The following is a 24,075-nucleotide window of genomic DNA, read 5'->3' as shown; positions in this document are numbered from 1 at the left end:
CTTAACCAGCGTTCCGGCGCACCCGAGCCTCCAGCCGCTCCCGCCCGGCGGGCGGGGTCAGCTTGGCGAACCGCTCCAGCGCGTCCCGGGCCTCCCCGGTGACACCGCCCGGCACCTGCACGTCGACCGTGACGATCAGGTCTCCGGGTGGCCCGTCCTTACGTGTGATTCCCTTGCCGCGCGCCCGCAGCTTGCGGCCGCTCGGCGTGCCCGGCGGCACCCGCAGGGTGACCGGGCCGTCCAGCGTCGGCACTCGCAGATCCGTGCCGAGCACCGCCTCGGCGATGGTGATCGGCACGACCAGGGTCAGATCGTCGCCGGTACGGCCGAACAGCTCGTCCGGTCGCACCATGACCTGCACGTACAGGTCGCCCGCGGGCCCGCCCCGGTCACCCGGCTCGCCCCGGCCGCTGAGCCGGATGCGCTGACCGTCGGCGACCCCGGCCGGGAACCGGACGTTGATCGTGCGGTTCTTGGTGACCCCGCCCGTGCCGCGGCACTCCGGGCACTTCTGGTCGACGATCGTCCCCGCGCCCTGACAGTCGCGGCAGGGCTCGGAGAAGCTGAAGGATCCCTGGTTACGCGAGATCAGGCCGCTGCCCGCGCACTGCGGACAGGTTCGCGGAGATGTGCCGGGCTTCGCGCCGCTGCCGTGACAGGTCTCGCACTCGCCCGCCGAGCGCAGCGTGAGCGGCAGCGTCGTGCCCTTCACAGCCTGCGCAAAGTCGAGCGTCACTTCGGTTTCGACATCCCGGCCGCGGCGGGGACCGCCACGGCGTGCGGCGCCGCCTCCAGGGCCGCCGCCCGAAAATATCGAGCTGAATATGTCCGAGAATCCGGCGCCGCCGAAGCGCCGGTCGCCGCCGGCGCCTCCCGCCGCACCGGCTCCGCTGAACCCGCCGAACAGGTCGGACGGGTCGAACTGGGCGCCACCGCCGGAACGGGCCCCGCGGCGGAACGCGCCCGAGCCGAACAACGAGCGCATCTCGTCGTACTCTTTGCGCTTCTTGTCGTCCGACAGCACGTCGTACGCCTCGGAAGCGGCCTTGAACTTCTCCTCCGCCTCCTTGTTACCGGGATTCCGGTCCGGGTGCAGATCGCGGGCGAGCTTGCGGTACGCCTTTTTGATCTCGTCGGTCGGAGCGGACTTGGGCACGCCGAGAACGGCATAGAAGTCCTTCTCGAGCCAGTCCTTCGAGCTCATCCCGCCTCCCCCCTCCTGCGGCAGGTCCCGCCTGCCGCGATGCGGCAGGCGGGACGAACGTGTGAGATCACTCCGGGTCGGCCACCGCGACCATTGCCGGTCGCAGCAGCCGCTCGCCCAGCGTGTAACCGCGGCGCATGACCTCGACGCAGGTCGGCTCGGTGACGTCGGCCGACGTCTGGTGTGCGACCGCCTCGTGGCGGTTGGGGTCGAACGGGTCGCCCTTCTCGCCGAAGGCCACCAGCCCGAGCTTGCCGGTCACCGTGGTCAGCGCCTCGGCCACCGAGGCGAACGGGCCGACCAGATCGCCGTGCTCGCGAGCCCGGTCGATGTCGTCCAGCACCGGCAGCAGTCCGGTCAGCACCGCACCGGTGGTCTGCTCGGCCGCCGCGCCCCGGTCGCGGTCGACCCGCTTGCGGTAGTTGGCGTACTCGGCGGTGACCCGTTGCAGGTCGTGCGTCCGCTCCTCGAGCTCGGACCGGAGCGCCTCCAGTTCGGCGCCCAGGGCCGGCTTCGTCTCCACCGTCTCAGGCTTCTCGTCCGTCACGGGTGCCTCGTCTTCGGGCTCGGCTGCGCGGTGTGCGCCGACCGAGGCCTTGCCCTTGGCCGTGGTGGCCTTGGGCTCGGCCTGATCGATCTTGCGGCGGTCCCGGATGACGACCCGCTCGGTCGCCTGACCGTCGTTCTCGTCGTCCGTGGCAGTCACTTCTTGTCGTCCTCCACGATCTCGGCGTCGACGACGTCGTCGGCGCCACCCGCGGCCGGACCGGCGTTCGGGGTGCCGGTCGCGCCGGCCGCACCGGCCGCGCCACCGGGCGCACCCTGGGTGCCGTCGGCGCCGGGAGCCGCCTGCGTGCCGTCACCCTGCGAGTACAGCTGCGAGCCGGCCTCCTGCGAGACCTGCGACAGCCGCTCGTGGGCCGACTTGATCTTCTCGATGTCGGTGCCGCCCAGCGCGCCGCGGAGCTCGCCCAGCGCCTCGCCGATCTTGTTCTTGCTCTCCTCGGGCAGCTTGTCGCCGCTCTCGGCCAGGAACTTCTCGGTCTGCCACTGCAGCTGCTCGGCCAGGTTGCGGGACTCGGCGTCGTCACGGCGCTTCTTGTCGTCGTCCGCGTGGTCCTGGGCGTCGCGCATCATGCGCTCGATGTCTTCCTTCGGCAGCGCGGAGCCGCCGGTGATCGTCATCTTCTGCTCCTTGCCCGTGCCCAGGTCCTTGGCGGACACGTGCACGATGCCGTTCGCGTCGATGTCGAAGGAGACCTCGATCTGCGGGACGCCGCGGGGCGCCGGCGCGATGCCGCTGAGCTCGAAGGTGCCGAGCTTCTTGTTGTACGCCGCCATCTCGCGCTCACCCTGGAAGACCTGGATGAGGACGGAGGGCTGGTTGTCCTCGGCGGTCGTGTAGACCTCGGAGCGGTGCGCCGGGATGGTGGTGTTGCGCTCCACCAGCTTGTGCATGATGCCGCCCTTGGTCTCGATGCCCAGCGAAAGCGGGGTCACATCGAGCAGCAGGACGTCCTTGACCTCACCGCGGAGCACACCGGCCTGCAGGGCGGCGCCGACGGCGACGACCTCGTCCGGGTTGACGCCCTTGTTGGGCTCCTTGCCGGTCATGCTCTTGACCAGCTCGGCCACGGCCGGCATGCGGGTCGAGCCACCGACCAGGATGACGTGGTCGACGTCGGCCAGCTTGACGTCGGCGTCCTTGATCGCGGACTCGAACGGGCCCTTGCAGCGGTCGAGCAGGTCCTGGGTCATGCGCTGGAACTCGGCGCGGCTCAGCGACATGTCGAGGTGCAGCGGGCCGTCGGGGCCGGCCGTGATGTACGGCAGGTTGATGCTGGTGGTGGTGGCGGCGGACAGCTCGATCTTCGCCTTCTCGGCGGCCTCGCGCAGACGCTGCAGGGCCATCTTGTCCGAGCCGAGGTCGATGCCGTGCTCACCGCGGAACGTCTTGACCAGGTGGTCGATGATCCGCTGGTCCCAGTCGTCGCCACCGAGGTGGTTGTCACCCGAGGTCGACTTGACCTCGATGACACCGTCGCCCAGCTCGAGCAGGGAGACGTCGAAGGTGCCGCCGCCGAGGTCGAAGACCAGGACGGTCTGCTCCTTGGAGCCCTTGTCGAGCCCGTACGCCAGGGCGGCGGCGGTGGGCTCGTTGACGATCCGCAGGACGTTGAGGCCGGCGATCTCGCCCGCCTCCTTGGTGGCCTGGCGCTGCGCGTCGTTGAAGTACGCCGGCACGGTGATGACCGCGTCGGTGACCGTCTCACCGAGGTAGGCCTCGGAGTCGCGCTTCAGCTTCATCAGGACCCGCGCCGAGATCTCCTGCGGGTTGTACTTCTTGCCGTCGATGTCGATCGACCAGTTGGTGCCGACCTCCCGCTTGACCGAACGGATCGTCCGGTCGGGGTTGGTGACTGCCTGGCGCTTCGCGACCTCGCCGACCAGCACCTCGCCGTTGCGGGCGAAGGCGACGATGGACGGGGTCGTCCGGGAGCCCTCCGCGTTGGCGATAACGGTGGGCTCGCCTCCTTCCAGAACGCTGACGCAGGAGTTCGTGGTGCCGAGGTCGATGCCGACCGCACGTGCCATGGTGGTTCCTCGCTTCGGGGTTGCTCAGAGAAGGTTGAGTGCAACGGACTCAATGATGCCACGGGCGTGCACATCGTCAAGTGAAGTTGAGTCTCCCCGGCGCAACTGCCAGAGTTCTCACAGGGCAGCAGCACTTCGGTAGATACCTGTCCGGTCACGGCATACCGGCCGCTGTTGTCCCGCATGCATAGATCGGGCACTCTTTACCCGTGACGACGCACGGTGACGCGGTCGGTCCGTCGGCCCTGTCCGCCGCACCCGCCGCCATAAAAGACCCCGCCACCGCCCCCCAGGCCGGCTCTGCGGATGAGCAATCCAGCTCTGCGGATGAGAAAGCGCAGGTCAGCGCGATGGCCGCCGATTCAGCGGACCACTCTGAGGGTACTGAATCCATCGTGCCCCGTCAGCCGCTTGAGCCCGAGCCAGCAACATCGGAGACCACCGATGTCCGTCCCGCGGATCTGGGTGAGGCCGATGCGCAGAAGATCGCCGAGGCGCCACCCGCGATCGGCCGGCTCGCCGAGGCCCTCAGCGCCCTGCGCGCGGCGATCGGGGGCACGGCGTATCCGCTGATCATGCCCTCGGCCGAGGAGGCCCAGCGGATCGGCACGGCGCTGACCACCCAGCTCGACGACTATCTGCTGCCCCGCCTGGCCCGGCTCGACGCGCCGCTGCTGGTCGTCGTCGGCGGCTCCACCGGCGCCGGCAAGTCGACGCTGGTCAACAGCCTGGTCCGCGCTCCCGTGAGCAGCGCCGGGGTGCTGCGCCCGACGACCAAGTCGCCGGTGCTGGTCAGCAACCCGGCCGACCTGCCCTGGTTCCAGCAGGGCCGGTTGCTGCCCGGGCTGGTGCGAACCCGCGAGCCCAGCAACGACGCCGGCGCCCTCCAGCTCGTCTCGGCCCCCGCCCTCGGCGCCGGCCTGGCCTTCCTCGACGCGCCCGACATCGACTCGGTGGTCGACCGCAACCGCAAGCTCGCGGCCCAGCTGCTCGCCGCGGCCGACCTGTGGCTGTTCGTCACCACCGCCGCCCGGTACGCCGACGCCGTGCCCTGGGAGCTGCTGACCACCGCCCGCCTGCGCGGCACGGTGATCGCCCTGGTGCTCGACCGGGTGCCGGCCGAGGCCGCCTCCGAGATCGCCACCCACCTGCAGGACATGCTGAACGTCCGGGAACTGGGCGCGGCGCCGCTGTTCGTGCTGCCCGAGACGCGACTCGACGGCCAGGGCCTGATCGGCGAGGACGTCATCCGCCCGCTGCACGACTGGTTCGACCGGCTCGCGGCCGACTCGGATGCCCGAGCGGCCGTGGTGCGCCAGACGCTGGACGGCGCGCTCATGTCGCTCGGCCCGGCCGTCGCGGGCCTGGCCGACGCGGCTGACGAGCAGGCCCGCGCGGCCAAGGCGCTGGGCGACCGGGTCACCGCGGCCTACCGCACCGGCCGGCAGACGATGGCCGACGGCCTGCGCGACGGCCGGCTGCTGCGCGGCGAGGTGCTGGCCCGCTGGCAGGAGTTCGTCGGCACCGGCGAGTTCCTCAAGACTCTGGAGAACCGGGTCGGCCGGATGCGCGACCGGTTCGTGGCCGCGCTGACCGGACGTCCCGCCCCGGGGCGCAACCTCCAGGTGGCGCTCGAGTCGCAACTGGTCACGCTGCTGCGCGGGATAGCGGCGGACGCGGCCGAGCAGGCGTATTCGGCCTGGCAGGCGCATCCGGCCGGGGCCGCCCTGCTCGACCCGGAACTACAGCGATCGTCGGCCGACCTGCCCGAACGGGCCGACCGCCTGGTGCGCGACTGGCAGCACTGGGTGCTCGGCCTGGTGCGGGCCGAGGGCGCGGAAAAGCGTGTCGTGGCGCGCGGGGCGGCGTACGCGGTCAATGGCGCGGGCCTGGCCGTGATGATCGCCGTGTTCACGTCGACCGCGTTCATCCCGACCGGGCTCGAGCTCGCCGCGGGCGCCGGCAGCGCGGTCGCCGCCCAGAAGGTGCTCGAGGCGATCTTCGGGGATCAGGCCATCCGTACGCTCGCCACCCAGGCCCGCGAGGATCTGCTGCTGCGGGCGGGCAAGTTGTTCGACGAGGAAGCGGCCCGGTTCACCGATCGGCTCGCCGCCGCCGGCGTGGACGAGGAACCCGGGGCCCGGCTGCGGCAGGCCGCGGCCGACGTGGAGACTGCCCGTACCGAACTCGCGTTGACGGGGAGCGCATGAGCCTGGTGGAAAAGGTACGGGGTGGCGACCGGGTCGACGCCGAGCGGCTGGTGCAGCGGCTCGACGCGCTGAACCGGTTCCTGCGACTGGTCGACCCGCATCTTCCGGACAGCGATCTGGTGGCCGCGCACACGCTGGTCGAGCGGGCCGGCAACCGCCTGGCCCTCTCGCGCGACCACACCGTCGTCGCGCTGGCCGGCAGCACCGGCAGCGGCAAGTCCAGCCTGTTCAACGCGCTGGCCCGGCTCAAGCTGTCGCCGGTCGGCGTGCGGCGGCCGACCACCGGCGTCGCGCACGCCTGCGTCTGGGGCCCGCTCGAGCCGGCCAACAAGCTGCTCGACTGGGTCGGGGTGCTGCCCCGGCACCGGTTCATTCGGGAGAGCGCTCTCGACGGTGAGGACGAGGCCTCGCTGCGCGGGCTCGTGCTGCTCGACCTGCCCGACTTCGACTCGGTCGAGCGCGGGCACCGGCTCGAGGTCGACCGGCTGCTCGGCCTGGTCGACCTGATCGTCTGGGTGGTCGATCCGCAGAAGTACGGCGACCGGATCCTGCACCAGGCCTATCTCTCCCAGTTCCGCTCGCACGCCGCGGTCACCGTGGTGGTGCTCAACCAGGCCGACCGGCTGTCCGCGGCGGACACCGAGCTGGTGCTGACCGACCTGAAGCGTCTGCTCGACGAGGACGGCCTGGGCGACGCCCCGGTGCTGGCCACCTCGGCCAAACAGCCCGGCATGCTGGCCGACCTGCGCGGATCGCTCGAGAGCACGGTCGCCGAGCGGCAGGCCGTGCTGCGTCGCGTCGCGGGCGACCTGGAAACCGTGAGCGAGCCGCTGACCGGCATGCTCGGCCCGCCCGCGGCCGAGGACGAGGTCGACCGGGCCACCGTCCGCCAGCTCACCGACGCGCTCGCCGTCTCGGCCGGGGTCGGCGCGGTCGCCGACGCCACCGCGGCCGCCTATCGGCACCGGGCCGCGGCCGCGACCGGCTGGCCCCTGACCCGCGGCCTGCGCCGGCTGCGTCCCGACCCGCTGCGCCGGCTGCACCTGGACGAGCCGCCCGCGGAGACCTCGGGCGACAAGCCCGAGCCGCGCGTCCCCTCGACCGAGCTGGTGCCGCGCACCTCGCTGCCCGAGGCCGACGCCGCTCAGCGGTCCGCGGTCAGCCTGGCCGTACGCGCGGTCTCGGACCGGGCGGCCGCGCCGCTGCCCGAGGTCTGGAAGCCGGCCCTGACCAACGCCGCACGCTCCCGGTCGGCCGACCTGTCCGACGCGCTCGACCGGGCGATCGGCACGACCGACCTGGGCATGGCCCGGACCCCGCTGTGGTGGCGGGTCGTCGGGGCGCTGCACTGGCTCTTCCTGGCCACCGCCGTGTTCGGCCTGGGCTGGCTGATCTTCGGGTACGTCCTCCGTGTGCTCGGTCTGCCCGAAATGGACAATCCGGAGATCGGCATCGTGCCGCTGCCGACCATGATGCTGCTCGGCGGCCTGCTGCTCGGGGTGCTGTTCTGGCTGATCCTGCGCCCGGCCGTGGAGTGGGGCGCCCGGCGTGCCCGCCGCCGGGCCGAGCAGCGACTACGGGTGTCGGTCAACGAGGTCGGACGGGAGTACGTGGTGGCGCCGGTGCGCGAGGTGCTGAACTCCTACGCACAAGCGCGTGAAGCTCTCACTGCCGTGCGTTCGTAGTAGTCCCGGTACGCACCGTGGCGGGTAGGCTCGCGACATGCCCGCACCCCAGACTCCGTACGAGGCGGTCCTGCACGCGGCCCGCGACGTGGCGAAGCTCGACTGCGCGCTGGACGCCGAGATGCTGGGGACCGCCCTGCTCGGCAGTGTCTACTCGGTGGCCCGCGACGACCGCGCGTCCGCCGTTCGCAGATTCGTCGGTGAATTCCTGTCCGCGACCTCCCGGCGGCGCACGGCGTCGGCCACCACCATCCGCGAGGTCTTCGCGGCTCTCGTGCCCGACGCCGAGGGCGCGGCCCAGGTGCGCCGGGGCTCACAGGCGCCGGCGTGGACGGTCGAGCTCGGCCGGGTCCGGCACACGGGCTGTTACGCGTACGGGGATGTCTTCGGTGATCAGACGTCCTATTTGGTGACTTTCGCGTACGAGGATCAGGACGCCGGCGGTCCCGAGCACGCGGTCGTCGCGCTGGTCGACCACAACATCGGCATCACCAAGGACATTTACGTCGGGTCGTCGGCCGAGCGCATCCTCGAGCAGGTGCGCCAGATGTGTGACGACGACGAGCTGACCTGGTTCCGCGAGGAAGACCCGGGACGCCTGCGCGGCGAGGTCGACCGGCACCTCGAGATCACCGACGCCCTGACCGACCTGCCGGGTGAGGGCTCGCTGGCCACCGACCGGGCCCTGGCCGGCGCGCGGCTGGCCCTGCTGCCCGCGGCCACCGTCCCGCCGCTGTCCGAGCCGCCCGCGATCAACAGCACCGATCTCGTACGGGAATTCCTGTCCTCACCCGAGGCGGCGCGTTTCGGGCTCGACCGGGTGCAGGCCGACGACGAACTGGCCTCGCTGCACTTCTGCCTGAGCCTGATCCTCGACCACGCGGCGAGCCTGCCCGATCCCGACCCGATGCGCTGGAGTCCCGCGGTGGCCGGGCTGTTCCTGCTCGACTGGGTGCACCGGCGTGCGGTCCTCGACATGGACGACGCCGCGATGCTGCCCCGGGTGACGCGCGCCTGGTCGGCGTATGCGACCCGGCGGCGCAACCTGCCCACAGCCGCGGCCGAGCAGACCGACCACGTCCTCGAGGAGATGATCCCCGAGTTCGCGCGGCTCTACGCGACGGGCGAGAAGCGCAGCCCGGCGACGGCCGCGGTGGCCCAGCTGATCTCCGAGGGCGTTGACCCCAACGACACCGAAGCGATCGACGCCTGGATCGAGGCCAACCGCCACCGGCTCGACGACGCCTGAGGTTCGCCGGCGCGCCTACCAGCGCCCGGAGAGATCCTCGCTGTGCTCGGCGTGGTGCCGGCCGACGCGGGAGCTGCGCTGCTGCTCGGCCGTCTGTTCGTCGGCGTGGTGCAGGCTGCTCGCCCGGTGGCTGCCGCGATACGAGCGGTTCTGGTTCTCGTCCGAGCGCGCCTCCGGAATGAGCCGGCGGCCGTGGTGGCCACCTCCGAGGTTGGAGAAGCTGCGATCCAGAATGCTGGACGGGCGGATGTTGTTCGAACGTTCGGCCACAGCTGACCTCCGGCTGTGTTCGGACCGGTCACGCGACCGGTGACGGGCTTCGGAACTGCGGGTCTGCTTGCTGCGCTTGCTCTCTTCGCACCGGCGGTGGCGGGGCCGATCCGCCGGCTCGCGATCGTGATGGCCGGAGAACTCGGAGTCGTCCGGGTCGTCCGGCACCTCGGGCAGGCCGGGCACGGTCGGCGCGCCCGGGTCGTCGTCCTCGTCGTCGTCCGGCTCGTCCCCGTGCGACGACTCGTCGGGCACCGGGGGCAGGTCGGGTACGAACGGCTTCCTACCCCAGTTCGCGGGGTCGTCACGCCCGGTGCCGGGTTTGTCGCCGGTCGGGGGAACACCATCACCGTCCCGTACGCCTCCGGGCGCCTCGCCCCCGGAAGATCCGCCGTCGTCGGGCTTGTCGTCACGCGACCCGCCCCCGGAAGATCCACCGTCACCCGGCTTGTCGTCACGCGACCCACCCCCGGGAGATCCACCGCGGTCGCCACCCGAGTTGCCACGGTCGCCACCCGAGTTGCCACGGTCGTCACCCGAGTTGCCACGGTCGTCACCCGAGCCGCGGTCGCCGTCACCGCGGCCGCCACGGTCGCCGTCACTGCTGCGGCCGCCGCTGCGGTCCGAGCCCCCGCGGTCGTCATCGCCGCGGCCGGAGCCGCCGGTGCTGCGCCCGGAGTCCCGGTCGCCGCCGGTCGAACGGTCACCCGACGGCGCCGGCTCGCGGGCGCCGGCCTGCCCGAGCAGCTCCCCCGCCCGTACGGCGGCACCCGCGCTCTTGGACGCCCCCTGAGCGGCGCCGCTCACCGAACCGGGCGCCGACGACGGCGGCATCTGCGACGGATACTGCCGGACAGGTCCGGACGAGGGCGGCGGCAGGAACGGAATGTCCATCGTGTCCGTGCGCCCGCCGGAAAGCTCGCGCGAGCCCGCGGTAATGGCCGCGAGGGTCGGCACCGAGGCCAGCCCCACCAGCATTGCCACAATCAGCACATAACGACGGGTGGGACCGGAAAATCCGGTGTCGGCCCGGTACACCCCGTTGAGCCGCTTGCGCATCACCTTCATCGGCGGCACGAGGTGGTCGTCGTCGCGCTGGTCCGGCACGGCCGGGCTCCCCCTCAAGTGTCGGCGTCCACGGGCGCGGCCGGCTGCAATGATCAACATTGATCCGCCGCGGTTAACCGATGAACGACGCATGGGCATATCGGCAGCGGCACAAAACAGCCGTTCGTACGGTAGTGACCGTACGAAAGCCGCTTATTTGGACAAATAAGGGCACCGATATGACGGGCGAATTTCTCGACTGTGATCGACCTGACCTGTAACGGGGCTCACGTTCTCTGTCAGGATGGGGGCGACGGCACCGCCGCCGTCGCTTCGCCGATCCAGCGGGGCGCGGTGGGGGTCGTCACTCCCCGGCGGGGTCCAGGCCCGCGCCGATACGTCGCGCGGCAACCTCACCCGGGCCAGGCGCGGCGACCAGCGGTCCGCCGCGCGGACGGGCAACACCCGTCGCGGGCGCAGAGATGAACAGGGAGACTCGATGGCGAACGGCGAAAGCACGGTGGGGGCCGATGCCCCCGCGGGCGGCTTCGTCCAACTGCTCACCCCCGACGGCGAACGTGTCGACAGCGTCACCACCGCTGACGGCATGACGTACTCCGTCGACTTCACCGACGACGAGTACCGCGAGCTGTACCGCGACCTGGTGACGGTCCGCCGGCTCGACGCCGAGGCGACCGCCCTGCAGCGCCAGGGCGAGCTGGGGATCTGGGCGAGCCTGCTGGGCCAGGAGGCGGCGCAGGTCGGCTCGGGACGGGCCATGCGACCCCAGGACATGGCGTTCCCGACATATCGCGAGCACGGCGTCCTCTACACCCGCGGAATCGACCCGATCATGCCGTTCGGCCTGTTCCGCGGCGTCGACCAGGGCGGCTGGGACGCGAACGAGCACCGCTTCAACGGCTACACCATCGTGATCGGTTCGCAGACCCTGCACGCGACGGGTTACGCGATGGGCGTGACCATGGACGGCAAGACCGGCACGCCCGACGGTGAGGCCGTGATCGCCTACTTCGGCGACGGCGCGACCAGCCAGGGCGAGGTCAACGAGGCGTTCGTCTGGGCCGGGGTGTTCCACGCCCCGATGGTCTTCTTCTGCCAGAACAACCAGTACGCGATCTCCGAGCCGCTCGAGCGCCAGACCCGCATCCCGCTCTACCGCCGGGCCGCCGGCTACGGCTTCCCGGGCGTACGCATCGACGGCAACGACGTGCTGGCCAGCTTCGCCGTCACCCGGGCCGCGCTCGACCACGCCCGCAACGGTCAGGGCCCGACGCTGATCGAGGCCTACACGTACCGCATGGGCGCGCACACCAGCTCGGACGACCCGACCCGTTACCGCATCGCGAGCGAGGTCGAGTCGTGGAAGGCCAAGGACCCGATCTCGCGGCTCCGCGCGTTCCTGGCCAAGCAGCAGCTCGGCGACGACGGCTTCTTCGACGAGGTCGACGAATCGGCCAAGACGCTCGCCCTGAGCCTGCGCGAGCGGGTGCTGGCGATGCCCGACCCGCAGCCGATCTCCATGTTCGACCACGTCTATCCGAACGGTTCGCCCGAGCTCGACGCGCAGCGCAGTCAGTTCGCCGACTACCACGCCTCGTTCGAGGGGAGTGACCACTGATGGCCGAGACGATCACCATCGGCAAGGCCCTCAACCACGGCCTGCGCCGCTCGCTGGAGCACGACTCCAAGGTCGTCATCATGGGCGAGGACGTCGGCAAGCTCGGCGGCGTCTTCCGCATCACCGACGGCCTGCAGAAGGACTTCGGCGAGGACCGCGTCATCGACACCCCGCTGGCCGAGGCCGGCATCGTGGGCACCGCGGTCGGCCTGGCCATCCGCGGCTACCGCCCGGTTTGCGAGATCCAGTTCGACGGGTTCGTCTTCCCGGCCTACAACCAGATCGTGGCCCAGGTCGCGAAGATGTATTACCGCTCGATGGGCAAGGTGCGTCTGCCGATCGTCATCCGCATCCCGTACGGCGGTGGCATCGGCGCGGTCGAGCACCACTCCGAGTCGCCCGAGGCGTATTTCTCGCACACCCCCGGCCTCAAAGTCGTGACCTGCTCCAACCCGGCCGACGCGTACTGGATGATCCAGCAGGCGATCCGCTCGGACGACCCGATCGTCTTCTTCGAGCCCAAGCGGCGCTACTGGGAGAAGGGCGAGGTCGACCTGGAGGGCGAGCTGTCCGGGGCGTACCCGCTGCACCAGGCCCGGGTGGCTCGTGAGGGCAGTGACGCGACCCTTCTCGCGTACGGGCCGATGGTCCGCACGGCCCTCGAGGCGGCCACCGCGGCCGCCGAGGACGGGCGCAATCTCGAGGTCATCGACCTGCGCACGCTCTCCCCGGTCGACTACGACAAGATCTATGCCTCCGTACGCAAGACCGGCCGCGCCGTCGTCGTGCACGAGGCCCCGGGCAACATCGGCCTCGGCGCCGAGCTGGCCGCGCGGATCACCGAGAACTGCTTCTACTCGCTCGAGGCGCCCGTGCTGCGGGTGACCGGATACGACATCCCCTACCCGGCCGCCCGGGTCGAGGAGGAGTACCTGCCCGACCTCGATCGGGTGCTGGATGCCGTCGACCGTTCGTTCGGCTGGTGACGCCGATGTCGCGGATCAAGGAGTTCACGCTGCCCGACCTGGGCGAGGGCCTGACCGAGGGCGAGATCCTGGCCTGGCTGGTCAAGGTGGGCGACACGATCGAGCTCAACCAGCCGATCGTCGAGGTCGAGACGGCCAAGGCCGCGGTCGAGATCCCGGCCAAGTGGGGCGGCGTCGTCTCACGCATCTACGTCGAGGCCGGCACGACGGTCGAGGTCGGGGCGCCGATCGTGGCCATCGACACCGACCCGTCGGCCGGACCACTGCCGGCCGATCATTCCGGTCCGGCGCCGTCGGCCGAGTCGCTGGCGGCGGTCGAGATGGCGCCGGCCGAGGGCTCGGTGGAGCCGGGCATGATCGGGGGTCCGGCGCCGGGTGGCCGCACGGCGGTGCTCGTCGGCTACGGGCCCAAGACCACAACAGCCAAGAGGCGACCCCGCGTCGGTACGCCCTCAGCCGGCGCGGCAACCGCACCGGTGGCTCCGCCGCCCCCGCCGCCTCCGGTCGTCCCGCCGGCGCCCGTCGTCCCGGTCGCTCCGCCGGCTCCGGTCGGGCGGATCAGTGGGCCCGTGCTGGCCAAGCCGCCGGTGCGCAAGCTCGCCCGCGATCTCGGCGTCGATCTGGCCACGATCACGGGCACCGGGCCGTTGGGGTCGGTGACCCGGGAGGACGTACACCAGGCCGCCGCGGGCGCGACTCAGCCGGCGGTCGCGGCACCGGCCGTGACCACCGCTCCGGCCGCGGCCGACGGGAGCCGGGAGCAGCGGATTCCGGTCAAGGGTGTCCGCAAGCTGACCGCGGAGAACATGGTCGCGTCGGCCTTCACCGCGCCGCACGTCACCGAGTTCCTGACGGTCGACGTGACCCGCACCATGAAGACGATCGAGAAGCTGAAGGATCGGCGTGATTTCCGCGACGTGCGGATCTCCCCGCTGCTCCTGGTGGCCAAGGCCGTGCTGCTCGCGGTCAAGCGTCATCCGATGGTCAACTCGACCTGGTCGGCCGCGACCAACGAGATCGTCGTCAAGGAGTACGTCAACCTCGGCATCGCCGCGGCGACCGAGCGGGGTCTGATCGTTCCCAACGTGAAGGACGCCGGACGTCTCACCTTGCGGGAGCTGGCCGAGGCGCTCAACACACTTGTCCAGGTGGCGAAGTCCGGAAAGACGCCGCCGTCCGATATGGCGGGTGGCACCCTTTCCATCACTAATGTCGGAGTGTTCGGGGTGGATACCGGCACCCCGATCCTGCCGCCGGGCGAGTCGGCGATCCTGGCCTTCGGCGCGATCCGGCCGATGCCCTGGGTGCACAAAGACAAGATCAAGATTCGCCAGGTCACCACGCTCGGGCTCTCCTTCGACCATCGGATCATCGACGGCGAACTGGGCTCCAGGTTCCTGCGGGACATCGGGGACTTCCTGACCGACCCCGAGGGGACACTGCTCGCCTGGGCTTAGGAATTATTAGGCGGCAGTTTTTCTTGACCTACGATCGTTAGGCAGGTGCTGCGCGTCACCCCCTAAATCGTTGGCAGCACGTTCCGTGCAGGCGCACAATGGACCTACACGGAACGTGCACCACGATGAGCCGGCGATCCCGGCTCGAGGGAAGTGACAGAACAGATGAGCATCGCCGACCGCGTTCGTCAGCGCCGGATGATCAACCGTCAGCACCGGGCCATCGACCGCGCCTGGATGACCGCGCCCACGCAGTCGATGCGTGACGAGATCGCGATCTTCGCCCAGCGCAAGAGCTTCTGACAGCTACGCATCACGGCCCGTCCGGAACCCCCTCCGGACGGGCCGTTCGTACTTTCAAGACACTCTTAAAGATCTTTTTGTCGTCCCCTTCGTGGCGTACACCGGGATTCCTCAGGCCGCCATCGCCCGGTACGGTTGGGCACGGCCAACGAGCCGGCTCGGCCGGTCGGCGCGAGGCCGGGGCTCGACCGGAGCAATTCGGGGTGCCTCGCACGGCCTGGCCTCAGAGCTGGGCACGACGCCGGAGTCTGTCCGGCGTCAGTGCAAAGCTGGCACGGCCGCATGGAATGAGGAGGCGCTCATGACGTCCGAGGGGCACTACGCCGGTGCGCAACCGGCCGAGGCCACGTCGGGCGGACCTACGTCGGACGGCTTCCCGCCGGATACCGACGGTCAGCGGGTCTCGGCTCGGGCTTCGGCCCCGCCACCGGCCGACGGCTTCCCCAGTTCGTACGGGCCGCCGCCGCAAGCCACCCCGAACGGCGGATCGCCGTTCGTCGTTCCCGCCGTGCCCACGTTCGGCCAAGGTCCTGACGCCCCGCGCCCGGCGACGGGCACGTCCTACGGGTCCGCACGCGTGCCCGCGCCCGAGGAGGGCAACGGTCTGCCGCAGCGCAACCCCGCCCCCGCACCCGAGGGCAACGGTCTGCCGCAGCGCGGCGCCGCCTCGCCCTACGGGTCGGTCTCGCCCGGCACCGAGAGCCCGTACGGTCCGGCCGCGTCGCCGTCCCCGTTCGGCCCGTCGTCCGTCTTCGGTGCTCCGCCGTCCGAGCAGCCTCCGGCCGCGCCCGAGCAGCCTCCGGCCGCGTGGGGCCCGCCGCCCGCGCCTCCGGCCCGCACGCCCGCCGACCAGAGCTTCATCCAGCGCACCGGGGCCCCGCTGCCGCAGCGCAACGCCAACCCGGCCGGCACGGTCGACAGCGTCGAGGGCTTCAACGGCTTCGCGGCGCCCGCCGGTCGTGGCGCGCCCGAGCCGCAGCAGCCGGCCGACCCTCAGGTCGACCCGTCCACCGGTCGCCCGCCCGGAGTCTCGGTCTTCGGCGCCCAGCGCGTCCGCGTGCCCGGCGCCACCCTGACGGGTCTGCCCGACGCCCCCACCGGCTTGCCCGACGCGCCCGACGACTCGCAGCCGGCCCGTCCCGGCGACAGTGGCGGCTTCCCGCTGCGCGGTGGCGCAACGGCCTTCCCGACCCGCGGTGGCAGCAGTGGCTTCCCCCTGCGCGGCACCCCCGGCAGCGAACCCGAGCAGGCCCCGCCCTTCCCGCAGCAGCCGACCGCGCCCTCGTCGGGCGAGCTCCCGGTCCGCGGCCAGCAGCCCCCGTTCGACACACCGCAGCTACCGACCGCATCGAGCGACTTCAGCGCGTTCGGCGGCGCCGGGGCCGCTCCGTCGCCCGAGAACGCACCACACCCGTACGGTCGTCCCGAGCCCTTCGCCGACCCGTTCGGCCGCAGCCCCGACGGCAGCCCGGCCGAGACCGCGCCGCCCGGCGACTCCCAGCGCGGCGGCCTGCCCGACCCGTTCGGCCGCAACTCCGGCGAGCCCTCGGGCCAGCCACCGCTGGCCGGCTCGTCCTACGGCACCGCCCGGCCGGCCGCCCAGTTCGGCCCGTCCTCCGACGGGTCACCCGCGTTCGGCTCGGCCCGCCCCGACGACAACTCCGGGGCCTTCGGTTCCGCGCGCCCGGCCGACCCGTTCGGCACGGCCCGCCCGACGTCACCCGCGAGCGGCCAGCCCGAGGGCGACTCGCCGACATACGGCTCCTCGCGCCCTGCCGGCGGCCCGTTCGGCCAGCCTGAGGGTGACTCGCCCGCGTACGGCTCCGCGCGCCCCACCGGCGGCCAGTATGGCCAGCCCGAAGGCAACTCCCCGGCGTTCGGCTCCGCGAGTGGCCCGTTCGGCCAGTCCGACGGCGACTCCGACGCGGCCCGCCAGCCGGGCCAATCGGAATCCGACCCGGGCGCCTACGGTTCGGCCCGCCCGGCCGACTCCTTCGGCCGCGCCGGCAATTCGTTCGGAACGGCCCGCCCGACGTCACCCGCCTCCGGCTCCGCGCACCCGGCCGACGGTCCCTTCGGCGACTCGGGCCCGTACGGCCGGCCTGAAGGCGACCCCAACTCGGCTCGCCAGTTCGGCCAGCAGCCCGACGGCGACTCACCCGCCTACGGCTCGGCGCGCCCCGCAAGCGGCCCGTTCGACCAGCCCACCGGCGACTCACCCGCCTACGGCTCGGCGCGCTCCGCAAGCGACCCGTACGGCCGGCCCGACGCCGACTCGCCCGTTTACGGCTCCGCACGCCCCACAAGTGGCCCCTTCGGCCAGCCCGACGGCGACCCCAATTCGGCTCGTCCGACCGGCGGCCCGTACGGCCGGCCCGACGGCAGCCCGTTCGGCGCGCCCGACGGCAGTCCGTACGGCTCCGCCGACGGCGACTCCGGAACCGGGCGGCCGGACGACTCGTTCGGCCGGGGCGACGACGACTCCAACACCTTCGGCACGGCTCGGCCGACCTCACCGGCCAGCGGCTCCGCCCGCCCGGCCGGTGGCGTTTTCGGCCGGCCCGAAGGCGACTCCGGCTCCGCTTCGCCGTTCGGGGCGGCGCAAGGTGACGGTCAGGGCTCGGCGTTCGGTTCGGCCCGGCCCGGTCCGGCGTTCGGCGGCGGCCAGTCCGACGACAACAACGCCGGCTCTTCGCCGTTCGGTCCGCGTTCGGAGGGCTCGTCCGACCAGCCGTCCTCGCCGTTCGGTGGCCCGCGCGAGCCCGGTGCCGCCTATGGCGCGGCGCGGCCCGCGTCCCCGTTCGCTCAGGGCGGCGACGACCAGTCCGACCACGACGACCACGCGCAGTACAGGCGGCCCGCGCCGGCCGACGACAACGGATACCCGCAGCGGGTGCCCGGCGCCGCGCTCGGGGCGATCGGCTCGCCCGCGGCCGCCGACCGCAACGGCTCCGTGCCCGCTCCACGCGACCCCTCCGAGAACCCCGGCGCCGTCGGCTCGGCCCGGCCGGTCACGGCGAGCGCCTCGGTGCCCACGGGCGGCCGCCCGGTCGAGGCCACCGAAATCCCGCCGCCGGCCGCCGCGCCGCAGGCGCGCGTCTACGGCCGTCCGGCCCCGGCCGAGGAGGACGAGTCGTCGCGTGACGAGGAGCCCTCGTTCGGCGGCCAGTCCGGTGGCGACTCCCCGTTCGGGCCGCGGCCCGGCGAGGACCGTCCGGCGTTCGGGTCCGACTCCCCGTTCGGCGGTCGCCCCGGCGACGACCGTCCGGCCTCGCCGGGTGCGTTCGGCTCCCCGGCGTACGGGAACCGCTCGAATGACCCCAACGGACCCGGCAGCGAGCCGGGTGTGCCGGGCGTCGCCCCGCAGTCGCCGGCGCGCGCCAGTGCCCGTGCTTCGGCGAGTGCCCGGGTGGCCCCGCCCGCTCCCGGTGGTCCCGGCAACCCGCCCACCGGCATGGCGTCGGCCCCCGCGCTGCCCGGTGCGGCACCCGAGCCCGCCTCTCCCGGCTCGCCCTATTCCGACCGTCCCGCTGGTGGGCGGCCCGCCGAGCCGTACAGCGAGCTGACCACCGACATCGCGGGCCGCGAGCAGCCGTTCGTGCCGGCGCCGGCCCTGCCGCCGATGCCCCCGGGCCTCAACGGCTTCGACCCGGCCACCCAGCCGCGGTCGAACGTCTTCGGCCCGCCCGGGCAGCAGCCCAACAGCTTCGGCCCGCCCGGACAGCAGCCTCCGAACTTCGGTCCCGGCAACGACGGCGGCTTCCCCGGTCCGTCCAGCCGGGCCACGGTGACGCCACCGACGCCGGAGGAGACCACCAGCTGGCCGGGCGTCGAGGCCGATCAGGGCCGGTTCGACAGCTTCAAGGTCGAGGAGAAGCCGGCCAAGCCGGAGACGCCGCACGTCCGCTTGCTGCCGATCCTGATCTCGGTCGTGGTGGGCGCAATTCTGCTGCTCGGCATCGTGTTCGGCATCGTCTATCTGGTGGCCGGCGGCAGCGACAAGACGCTGTCGGTGATCCAGGGCGAGTGCGTGAAGCGCGAGGGCGAGTCGGCGGTCAAGGCCGAGTGCTCGGATTCGGGGACCTACCAGGTGTCGTCCATCGTGGCCGACAAGGGACAGTGCGCCGACCCGGGTCAGCCGTACGTGATCAACCAGACCTCGGACGGCAAGAGCCAGGTGCTGTGCCTCAAGCCGAACGCCTGACGTTGTCATCCTGACCACCTTCGTGCCGTGCCGGGACCCCGGTGCGGCACGATGGTGCGATGACTGGACGTGTACGGGCCCCGGAGCTGCGGGGCCGTGGCTGGTTGAACACCGGCGGCAAGGATCTGACCCTCGCCGACCTGCGCGGCAAGATCGTCCTGCTCGATTTCTGGACGTTCTGCTGCATCAACTGCCTGCACGTCCTCGACGAGCTGCGCCCGCTCGAGGAGAAGTACGGCGACGCCCTCGTCGTGATCGGAGTCCACTCCCCCAAGTTCGAGCACGAGCGTGACCCGAAGGCGCTGGCCGCCGCGGTCGAGCGCTACGGCGTGCACCACCCGGTCGTCGACGACGGCGACATGCATCTCTGGCAGCAGTACGCGGCGAAGGCGTGGCCCACGCTCGCGGTGATCGACCCGACCGGCTATCTGGTCGCCTCGATGGCCGGCGAGGGACACGCGGAGGGCCTGTCCCGCCTGATCGACGAGCTGATCGCCAAGCACACCACCGACGGCACGCTGCATCGCGGCGACGGCCCGTACGTTCCGCCGGCCCCGGCCGACACCGTGTTCCGCTTCCCCGGCAAGGCGATCGAGCTGCCCGACGGCCACCTGCTGGTCAGCGACTCGGCGCGGCACTCGGTCGTCGAGGTCGAGGCGGACGGCGAGACGCTGGTCCGCCGTTTCGGCAGCGGCGAGCGCGGCGGCCCGTTCAGCGAGCCGCAGGGCCTGCTCCTGCTCCCGGCCGAGGTGGCGTCCACGGCCGGATACGACGTGGTGGTGGCCGACACGGTCAACCATCAGCTCCGCGGCCTCCGCCTGGCCGACGGCGAGATCACGTTGATCGCGGGTTCGGGTCGTCCGTGGCGTTCGACCGTCGACGAGCACTCGCACGACGCCCTGGCCGCCGACTTGTCCTCGCCGTGGGACCTGGCCTGGTACGACGACCGCGTGATCATCGCGATGGCCGGCATCCACCAGCTGTGGTGGTTCGACCCGATCAAGCGCACGGTCGGGGTCTACGCCGGCACGACGGTCGAGTCCCTGCGTGACGGCCCGATCCCCGACGTGTGGATGGCCCAGCCATCCGGTCTCTCGGTCGGCGGCGACCGGTTGTGGATCGCCGACAGCGAGACCTCCGCGCTGCGCTACATCGAGGCGGGCGTCCTGCACACGGCCGTCGGCCAGGGCCTGTTCGACTTCGGTCACGTCGACGGCGCGGCCAAGGAGGCGCTGCTGCAGCACCCGCTGGGCGTGGCCGCGCTGCCCGACGGCTCGGTGCTGGTCGCGGACACGTACAACGGGGCGATCCGCCGCTTCGACCCGCAGGCCGACGAGGTGTCCACGATCGACACCGGGCTGGCCGAGCCGAGCGACGTGCTCGTGACCGCCGCCGGTGACGTGCTGGTGGTCGAGTCGTCGGCGCACCGGCTGACCCGGCTGGCTCCCGGCGCCGTGCGTACGGTGGCCGGGGAACGCCACCGCACCGAACGCCCCGCCTCCGCGATCGCGCCGGGCGAGGTCACCCTCGACGTGGTCTTCACGCCCGCGCCCGGGCAGAAACTGGACACCCAGTTCGGCCCGTCGACCCGGCTCGAGGTCTCGGCCTCCCCGCCCGAGCTGCTGCTTTCCGGCGCCGGCGTGACGACCGACCTGTCCCGCCCCCTGGTGATCAATCCCGACGTGCCCAAGGGCATCCTGCAGGTGGTGGCCCAGGCCGCGACCTGCGACATCGACGTCGAGTTCGCCGCCTGCCACCTGACCCGCCAGGACTGGGGCGTCCCGATCGTGGTGACCACCGACGGCCCGGCGCGGCTCCCCCTGATCCTGCGAGGCATGGACTGACCGGCGCTCAAGCTGCGGCGATGAAGGGCTCGACCCTCAGCCCCGCCCCCGCCAACCCGGCCCGCACCCGCGACGCCAACTGCACCGCCCCCGCCGTGTCCCCGTGCACGCAGATCGAGGCCACCGGCGCAGGCACCACCCCGCCGTCCCCGATCTCGACCTCGCCGTCCACGGCCATCCGCACCGCGCGCGGAACCACGACGTCCGGTTCATGCAGCACGGCCCCGGGCAGCGACCGCGGCATCAATGTCCCGTCCGCCCGATAGCCCCGATCCGCGAACCCTTCACCCACCACCGTCAGGCCTGCCCCGGCAGCCGTACGGGCCAGCGTCGACCCCGGCTGGCACAAGACCGGCAAGCCCGCGTCGTACGCCCGAACCGCCGCCACCACCGCTCCGGCCTGCCCTTCGTCGACGGCCGCGGTGTTGTAGAGCGCCCCGTGCGGCTTCACATAGCCCACCTTTCCCCCGGCAACCCGGCAGAAAGCCTCCAACGCCCCGATCTGGTACAAAATGTCGTCGCGCAGCTCGTCGGGGTCGTAGTCGATGCGCCGCCGGCCGAAGCCCGCCAGGTCGCGATAGCCCACCTGCGCGCCGATCGCGACGGACCGTTCGACGGCCGCGCCGCAGATGCGATACATCGTGGACGGATCACCGGCGTGGAAGCCACAGGCGACGTTGGCCGAGGTCACGATGTCGAGCAGGGCCTCGTCGTCGCCCAGGGTCCAGCGGCCGAAGCCCTCGCCGAGGTCGGCGTTGAGGTCAATGGAGCGCATGGAACCGCACCGTACTGCCCGGCCGGGCCTGGGCGAGCGGGGTCACGTCGTCGACCACCCCGATCACGGGATAGCCGCCGGTGGTCGGGTGGTCGGCCAGGAAGATCAGTGGCTGACCGTCGGCCGGCACCTGGATCGATCCCAGCACCACCGGTTCCGAGGGCAGCTCATCGGGGCGGGATCGTCGCAGCGGCTCCCCGGCGAGCCGGCAGCCGACGCGGTTGCTCATCGGGCTGACCTCGTACGGCTTGGCGAACAGCGCACCGGCCTCGAACCAGTCGTCGCGCGGCCCGAGCCACACTCCGAGTTCGAGCTGATCAGCTAGGCCCGGCTCCGGCTCAACCGCAGTCGTGCCCGATTCGTCCCCCACGGCGAGGGTCATCCCGTCCACGAGTTTGGGCGGTCCGAGCCCCGAGAGCGTGTCGGTCGACCGGCTGCCCAGCACGGGTTCGACGTCGAGCCCACCGGCAACAGCCACATAGGACCGGACGCCCCGGGTCGCGCGGCCCACGTCGAGAACCGCACCCGCGGGGACGTCGATAACGCCCTCGACCGGCACCTTGTCGACCCTGACCACGGCCACCGCGCCCGTCACGGCGACCCGGGCCGCACGTTCGAATCGCAGCGCGCAGCCCATCAGCGTGGTCTCCAACCCGGCCGCGTCGACCGGGTTGCCGACCAGGGCGTTCGCGCGGCGTAGCGCCGGCCTGTCGAGGGCTCCCGATCGGGGGACACCCAGATGCGCGTACGCGGGCCGCCCTTGATCTTGAATGGTGGTCAGGGGCCCGGCCCGAACGACCGTGATCACGCCGCCACCAGGCGCACTCGGGTGCCGGGGGCGAGGAGGGCCGGGGGCTCGCGGCGTACGTCGAAAAGGGTTTCAGCAGTGCGGCCGATCAGGCGCCACCCGCCCGGCGAGGCCGTGGGATAGATGCCGCAGTATTCGCCCGCGAGCCCGACCGAACCGGCCGGCACCCGGGGTCGCGGGGTGTCATGCCGCGGCACGGCCAGACCGTGACCGCGCATGTAGGCGAACCCGGGCGCGAAGCCGCAGAACGCGACGGTGAGTTCGGTCTCGGTCAGTCGCGTGGTCACGCCGTCGGTGGACATGTCCCAGAGGGCGGCCACGTCCTCCAGATCGTCGCCGTCGAACACCGTCGGGATCTCCACCAGAGGGCCGGCGAGGTCACCGGCGACCGGCGGCGCGGGCGGCGGCCAGCTGGCCAGCAGGGCGTCCGTGCCCGGGTCCACGCCGTCGAGCAGCAAAGTTCGGGCGCCGGGCACGATGTCGAGCACCCGCAGGTCACCGGCGTCACGGCGGGCCCACACTTCGCGTCGCCAGGCTTCGACCTCGGCGCCGTCGCGGCATTCGATCAGCAGCGCGGAGGCGCCGGCCCGTCTCAGCCTCATGGCGTCATCCTGCCAGTGCCGCAGCTCACCACCCGGGAAATACTGACGAGTAACTTACGATACCGTAACCTGAAAGTCGTGACGACTTCCGCTCCGTTCCGGATGGAGCCGGCCGACCTCGGCAAGCCGCGGTTGCGCGGCCGGCTTCATCAATACGCGTTCTTCGTTGCGCTGGTCTGCGGCATCGTGCTCTGTTCGGTCGCCCTCACCCGGCCGGGCATAGAGCCCTTTCTGAGCGTCCTGGTCTACAGCATCACCGTGTGCGGGCTGTTCGGCATCAGCGCGCTCTACCACCGGCGGGCCTGGAGCGAACGTGGCTACCAGATCATGCGCCGGGCCGACCACTCGATGATCTTCATCTTCATCGCGGGCACCTACACGCCGTTCTGCATCCAGCTGTTGTCGCCGGCCAAGGCGACGCTGATGCTGAGCCTGATCTGGGGTGGCGCGCTCGGCGGCGTGGCGCTCAAGACCATCTGGCCGCACCTGCCGCGCTGGGCCGGGGCCCCGCTCTATCTGGCCCTCGGTTGGGCCGCGGTGGCGATCCTGCCCGACGTGCTGGAGCGTGGTGGCGTCACCACCCTGGTGCTGCTGGCGGCGGGCGGGGTGATCTACAGCGTGGGCGCGGTCTTCTACGCCCTGCGCCGGCCCAACCCGTGGCCCGAGGTGTTCGGGCATCACGAGTTCTTCCACGCATGCACGCTGATCGCGGCGATCTGCCACCACATCGCGATCTACTTCGCGCTCTACGCCTGAGCCCGCACAGCGCGAGCCGTCGGAGCCACCCGTACGCCCGGGTTGTCGTAGGCGACCCGGGCCGCCTGCACGTCGTCGATGTGCGTCTCGGCCCACTTCTCGAGCGCCCCGACCAGGTCGAGCAGGCTGCGGCCGAGCTCGGTGAGCGCATAGTCGACCCGCGGCGGCACCTCGGCGTGCACCGTACGCCCGATCAGGCCGTCACGTTCCAGCCCGCGCAGGGTCTGGGTGAGCATCTTGGGGCTGACCCCCTCGATGCGCCTGGCCAGCGCCGAATAGCGCTGGGGGCCGTCGGCCAGCATCACGACGACCAGAACGCTCCACGTGTCGCCGATCCGGTCGAGGATCTGCCGGCTCGGGCAGTCTTTCGCGTACGCGCTGACTTCCATCCCGACACTATCCCTCGGGTAAGTACTGCACTTCAAGGTGCCTTCTATCGAA

Annotated in this window: 18 protein-coding genes; 10 read left to right on the top strand and 8 right to left on the bottom strand. The window is 71.9% G+C overall.

Going from position 1 to position 24,075, the window contains the following annotated elements:
• Position 1: 1 nt before the first annotated feature.
• The 3 genes from dnaJ to dnaK all read right to left on the bottom strand — a co-directional run bounded on the left by dnaJ (position 2) and on the right by dnaK (position 3,799).
• Positions 2-1,204 carry a molecular chaperone DnaJ gene (dnaJ, locus tag ACZ3I4_RS27965; protein ID WP_465384979.1) on the bottom strand — a complete coding sequence of 401 codons (1,203 nt, stop codon included), beginning with the start codon at positions 1,202-1,204 and terminating at the stop codon, positions 2-4.
• 67 nt (positions 1,205-1,271) lie between these two features.
• On the bottom strand, positions 1,272-1,910 hold the full coding sequence (gene grpE / locus ACZ3I4_RS27960) for a nucleotide exchange factor GrpE (protein WP_465384978.1): 639 nt from the start codon (positions 1,908-1,910) through the stop codon (positions 1,272-1,274).
• On the bottom strand, positions 1,907-3,799 hold the full coding sequence (gene dnaK / locus ACZ3I4_RS27955) for a molecular chaperone DnaK (RefSeq protein WP_465384977.1): 1,893 nt from the start codon (positions 3,797-3,799) through the stop codon (positions 1,907-1,909). Before dnaK ends, grpE begins: the two co-directional genes overlap by 4 nt.
• Positions 3,800-4,374: 575 nt before the next feature.
• Between dnaK and ACZ3I4_RS27950 the strand changes: the two genes are divergently transcribed.
• From ACZ3I4_RS27950 to ACZ3I4_RS27940, 3 genes are read left to right on the top strand one after another with little or no spacing between them, the layout of a single operon-like run.
• Positions 4,375-6,009 carry a GTPase domain-containing protein gene (locus tag ACZ3I4_RS27950; protein ID WP_465385068.1) on the top strand — a complete coding sequence of 545 codons (1,635 nt, stop codon included), beginning with the start codon at positions 4,375-4,377 and terminating at the stop codon, positions 6,007-6,009.
• A complete protein-coding gene (locus ACZ3I4_RS27945) occupies positions 6,006-7,694 on the top strand; it encodes a GTPase (RefSeq protein WP_465384976.1) in 1,689 nt (562 codons plus the stop codon). The genes ACZ3I4_RS27950 and ACZ3I4_RS27945 overlap by 4 nt, the downstream gene beginning before the upstream one ends.
• Positions 7,695-7,731: 37 nt before the next feature.
• Positions 7,732-8,943: a hypothetical protein gene (locus tag ACZ3I4_RS27940; RefSeq protein WP_465384975.1), complete on the top strand. Its 1,212-nt coding sequence runs from the start codon at positions 7,732-7,734 to the stop codon at positions 8,941-8,943.
• Positions 8,944-8,958: 15 nt separating this feature from the next.
• Here the strand turns inward: ACZ3I4_RS27940 and ACZ3I4_RS27935 are convergent, their stop codons facing one another.
• Positions 8,959-10,320, bottom strand: a complete 1,362-nt coding sequence (locus ACZ3I4_RS27935; RefSeq protein ID WP_465384974.1) for a hypothetical protein — start codon at positions 10,318-10,320, stop codon at positions 8,959-8,961.
• A gap of 439 nt (positions 10,321-10,759) precedes the next feature.
• Here ACZ3I4_RS27935 and pdhA point away from each other — a divergent pair, with 439 nt between their 5' ends.
• The 6 genes from pdhA to ACZ3I4_RS27905 all read left to right on the top strand — a co-directional run bounded on the left by pdhA (position 10,760) and on the right by ACZ3I4_RS27905 (position 20,693).
• Complete coding sequence (gene pdhA / locus ACZ3I4_RS27930; RefSeq protein WP_465384973.1) at positions 10,760-11,899, top strand: pyruvate dehydrogenase (acetyl-transferring) E1 component subunit alpha; 1,140 nt, start codon at positions 10,760-10,762, stop codon at positions 11,897-11,899.
• Positions 11,896-12,885 carry an alpha-ketoacid dehydrogenase subunit beta gene (locus ACZ3I4_RS27925; protein ID WP_465385067.1) on the top strand — a complete coding sequence of 330 codons (990 nt, stop codon included), beginning with the start codon at positions 11,896-11,898 and terminating at the stop codon, positions 12,883-12,885. Before pdhA ends, ACZ3I4_RS27925 begins: the two co-directional genes overlap by 4 nt.
• Positions 12,886-12,890: 5 nt before the next feature.
• A complete protein-coding gene (locus ACZ3I4_RS27920; RefSeq protein WP_465384972.1) occupies positions 12,891-14,342 on the top strand; it encodes a dihydrolipoamide acetyltransferase family protein in 1,452 nt (483 codons plus the stop codon).
• Positions 14,343-14,507: 165 nt separating this feature from the next.
• Positions 14,508-14,645 carry a hypothetical protein gene (locus ACZ3I4_RS27915; RefSeq protein ID WP_465384971.1) on the top strand — a complete coding sequence of 46 codons (138 nt, stop codon included), beginning with the start codon at positions 14,508-14,510 and terminating at the stop codon, positions 14,643-14,645.
• Between the two features lie 301 nt (positions 14,646-14,946).
• Positions 14,947-18,849: an LppU/SCO3897 family protein gene (locus ACZ3I4_RS27910; RefSeq protein WP_465384970.1), complete on the top strand. Its 3,903-nt coding sequence runs from the start codon at positions 14,947-14,949 to the stop codon at positions 18,847-18,849.
• A gap of 59 nt (positions 18,850-18,908) precedes the next feature.
• Entirely contained in the window at positions 18,909-20,693 is a 1,785-nt protein-coding gene (locus tag ACZ3I4_RS27905) for an NHL domain-containing thioredoxin family protein (RefSeq protein ID WP_465384969.1), read from the top strand.
• Between the two features lie 7 nt (positions 20,694-20,700).
• On the opposite strand, the gene ACZ3I4_RS27900 is transcribed toward ACZ3I4_RS27905, so the two are convergent.
• The 3 genes from ACZ3I4_RS27900 to ACZ3I4_RS27890 are packed head-to-tail and all read right to left on the bottom strand — an operon-like array spanning position 20,701 to position 22,878.
• Positions 20,701-21,459, bottom strand: a complete 759-nt coding sequence (locus tag ACZ3I4_RS27900) for a LamB/YcsF family protein (protein WP_465385066.1) — start codon at positions 21,457-21,459, stop codon at positions 20,701-20,703.
• On the bottom strand, positions 21,455-22,276 hold the full coding sequence (locus ACZ3I4_RS27895; protein ID WP_465384968.1) for a 5-oxoprolinase subunit C family protein: 822 nt from the start codon (positions 22,274-22,276) through the stop codon (positions 21,455-21,457). Before ACZ3I4_RS27895 ends, ACZ3I4_RS27900 begins: the two co-directional genes overlap by 5 nt.
• Positions 22,273-22,878 carry a 5-oxoprolinase subunit B family protein gene (locus ACZ3I4_RS27890; RefSeq protein ID WP_465384967.1) on the bottom strand — a complete coding sequence of 202 codons (606 nt, stop codon included), beginning with the start codon at positions 22,876-22,878 and terminating at the stop codon, positions 22,273-22,275. Before ACZ3I4_RS27890 ends, ACZ3I4_RS27895 begins: the two co-directional genes overlap by 4 nt.
• Positions 22,879-22,956: 78 nt before the next feature.
• Between ACZ3I4_RS27890 and trhA the strand changes: the two genes are divergently transcribed.
• Complete coding sequence (gene trhA, locus ACZ3I4_RS27885; protein WP_465384966.1) at positions 22,957-23,634, top strand: PAQR family membrane homeostasis protein TrhA; 678 nt, start codon at positions 22,957-22,959, stop codon at positions 23,632-23,634.
• Here the strand turns inward: trhA and ACZ3I4_RS27880 are convergent.
• Complete coding sequence (locus ACZ3I4_RS27880) at positions 23,625-24,023, bottom strand: winged helix-turn-helix transcriptional regulator (RefSeq protein WP_465384965.1); 399 nt, start codon at positions 24,021-24,023, stop codon at positions 23,625-23,627. The genes trhA and ACZ3I4_RS27880 overlap by 10 nt on opposite strands.
• Between the last annotated feature and the right edge of the window lie 52 nt (positions 24,024-24,075).

The sequence above is a fragment of the Actinoplanes sp. NPDC021490 genome (assembly GCF_055562135.1).
Note: the sequence above shows the minus strand (reverse complement) of the source record. Positions and strands in the feature narration are given on the sequence as shown.

Bases quoted from the DNA above. Each gene is read 5' to 3' on its own strand.
- dnaJ (WP_465384979.1), bottom strand. From the start codon at position 1,204: ATGAGCTCGAAGGACTGGCTCGAGAAGGACTTCTATGCCGTTCTCGGC.
- dnaK (WP_465384977.1), bottom strand. From the start codon at position 3,799: ATGGCACGTGCGGTCGGCATCGACCTCGGCACCACGAACTCCTGCGTC.
- ACZ3I4_RS27950 (WP_465385068.1), top strand. From the start codon at position 4,375: ATGCCCTCGGCCGAGGAGGCCCAGCGGATCGGCACGGCGCTGACCACC.
- ACZ3I4_RS27945 (WP_465384976.1), top strand. From the start codon at position 6,006: ATGAGCCTGGTGGAAAAGGTACGGGGTGGCGACCGGGTCGACGCCGAG.
- ACZ3I4_RS27940 (WP_465384975.1), top strand. From the start codon at position 7,732: ATGCCCGCACCCCAGACTCCGTACGAGGCGGTCCTGCACGCGGCCCGC.
- pdhA (WP_465384973.1), top strand. From the start codon at position 10,760: ATGGCGAACGGCGAAAGCACGGTGGGGGCCGATGCCCCCGCGGGCGGC.
- ACZ3I4_RS27920 (WP_465384972.1), top strand. From the start codon at position 12,891: ATGTCGCGGATCAAGGAGTTCACGCTGCCCGACCTGGGCGAGGGCCTG.
- ACZ3I4_RS27915 (WP_465384971.1), top strand. From the start codon at position 14,508: ATGAGCATCGCCGACCGCGTTCGTCAGCGCCGGATGATCAACCGTCAG.
- ACZ3I4_RS27910 (WP_465384970.1), top strand. From the start codon at position 14,947: ATGACGTCCGAGGGGCACTACGCCGGTGCGCAACCGGCCGAGGCCACG.
- ACZ3I4_RS27905 (WP_465384969.1), top strand. From the start codon at position 18,909: ATGACTGGACGTGTACGGGCCCCGGAGCTGCGGGGCCGTGGCTGGTTG.
- ACZ3I4_RS27890 (WP_465384967.1), bottom strand. From the start codon at position 22,878: ATGAGGCTGAGACGGGCCGGCGCCTCCGCGCTGCTGATCGAATGCCGC.
- ACZ3I4_RS27880 (WP_465384965.1), bottom strand. From the start codon at position 24,023: ATGGAAGTCAGCGCGTACGCGAAAGACTGCCCGAGCCGGCAGATCCTC.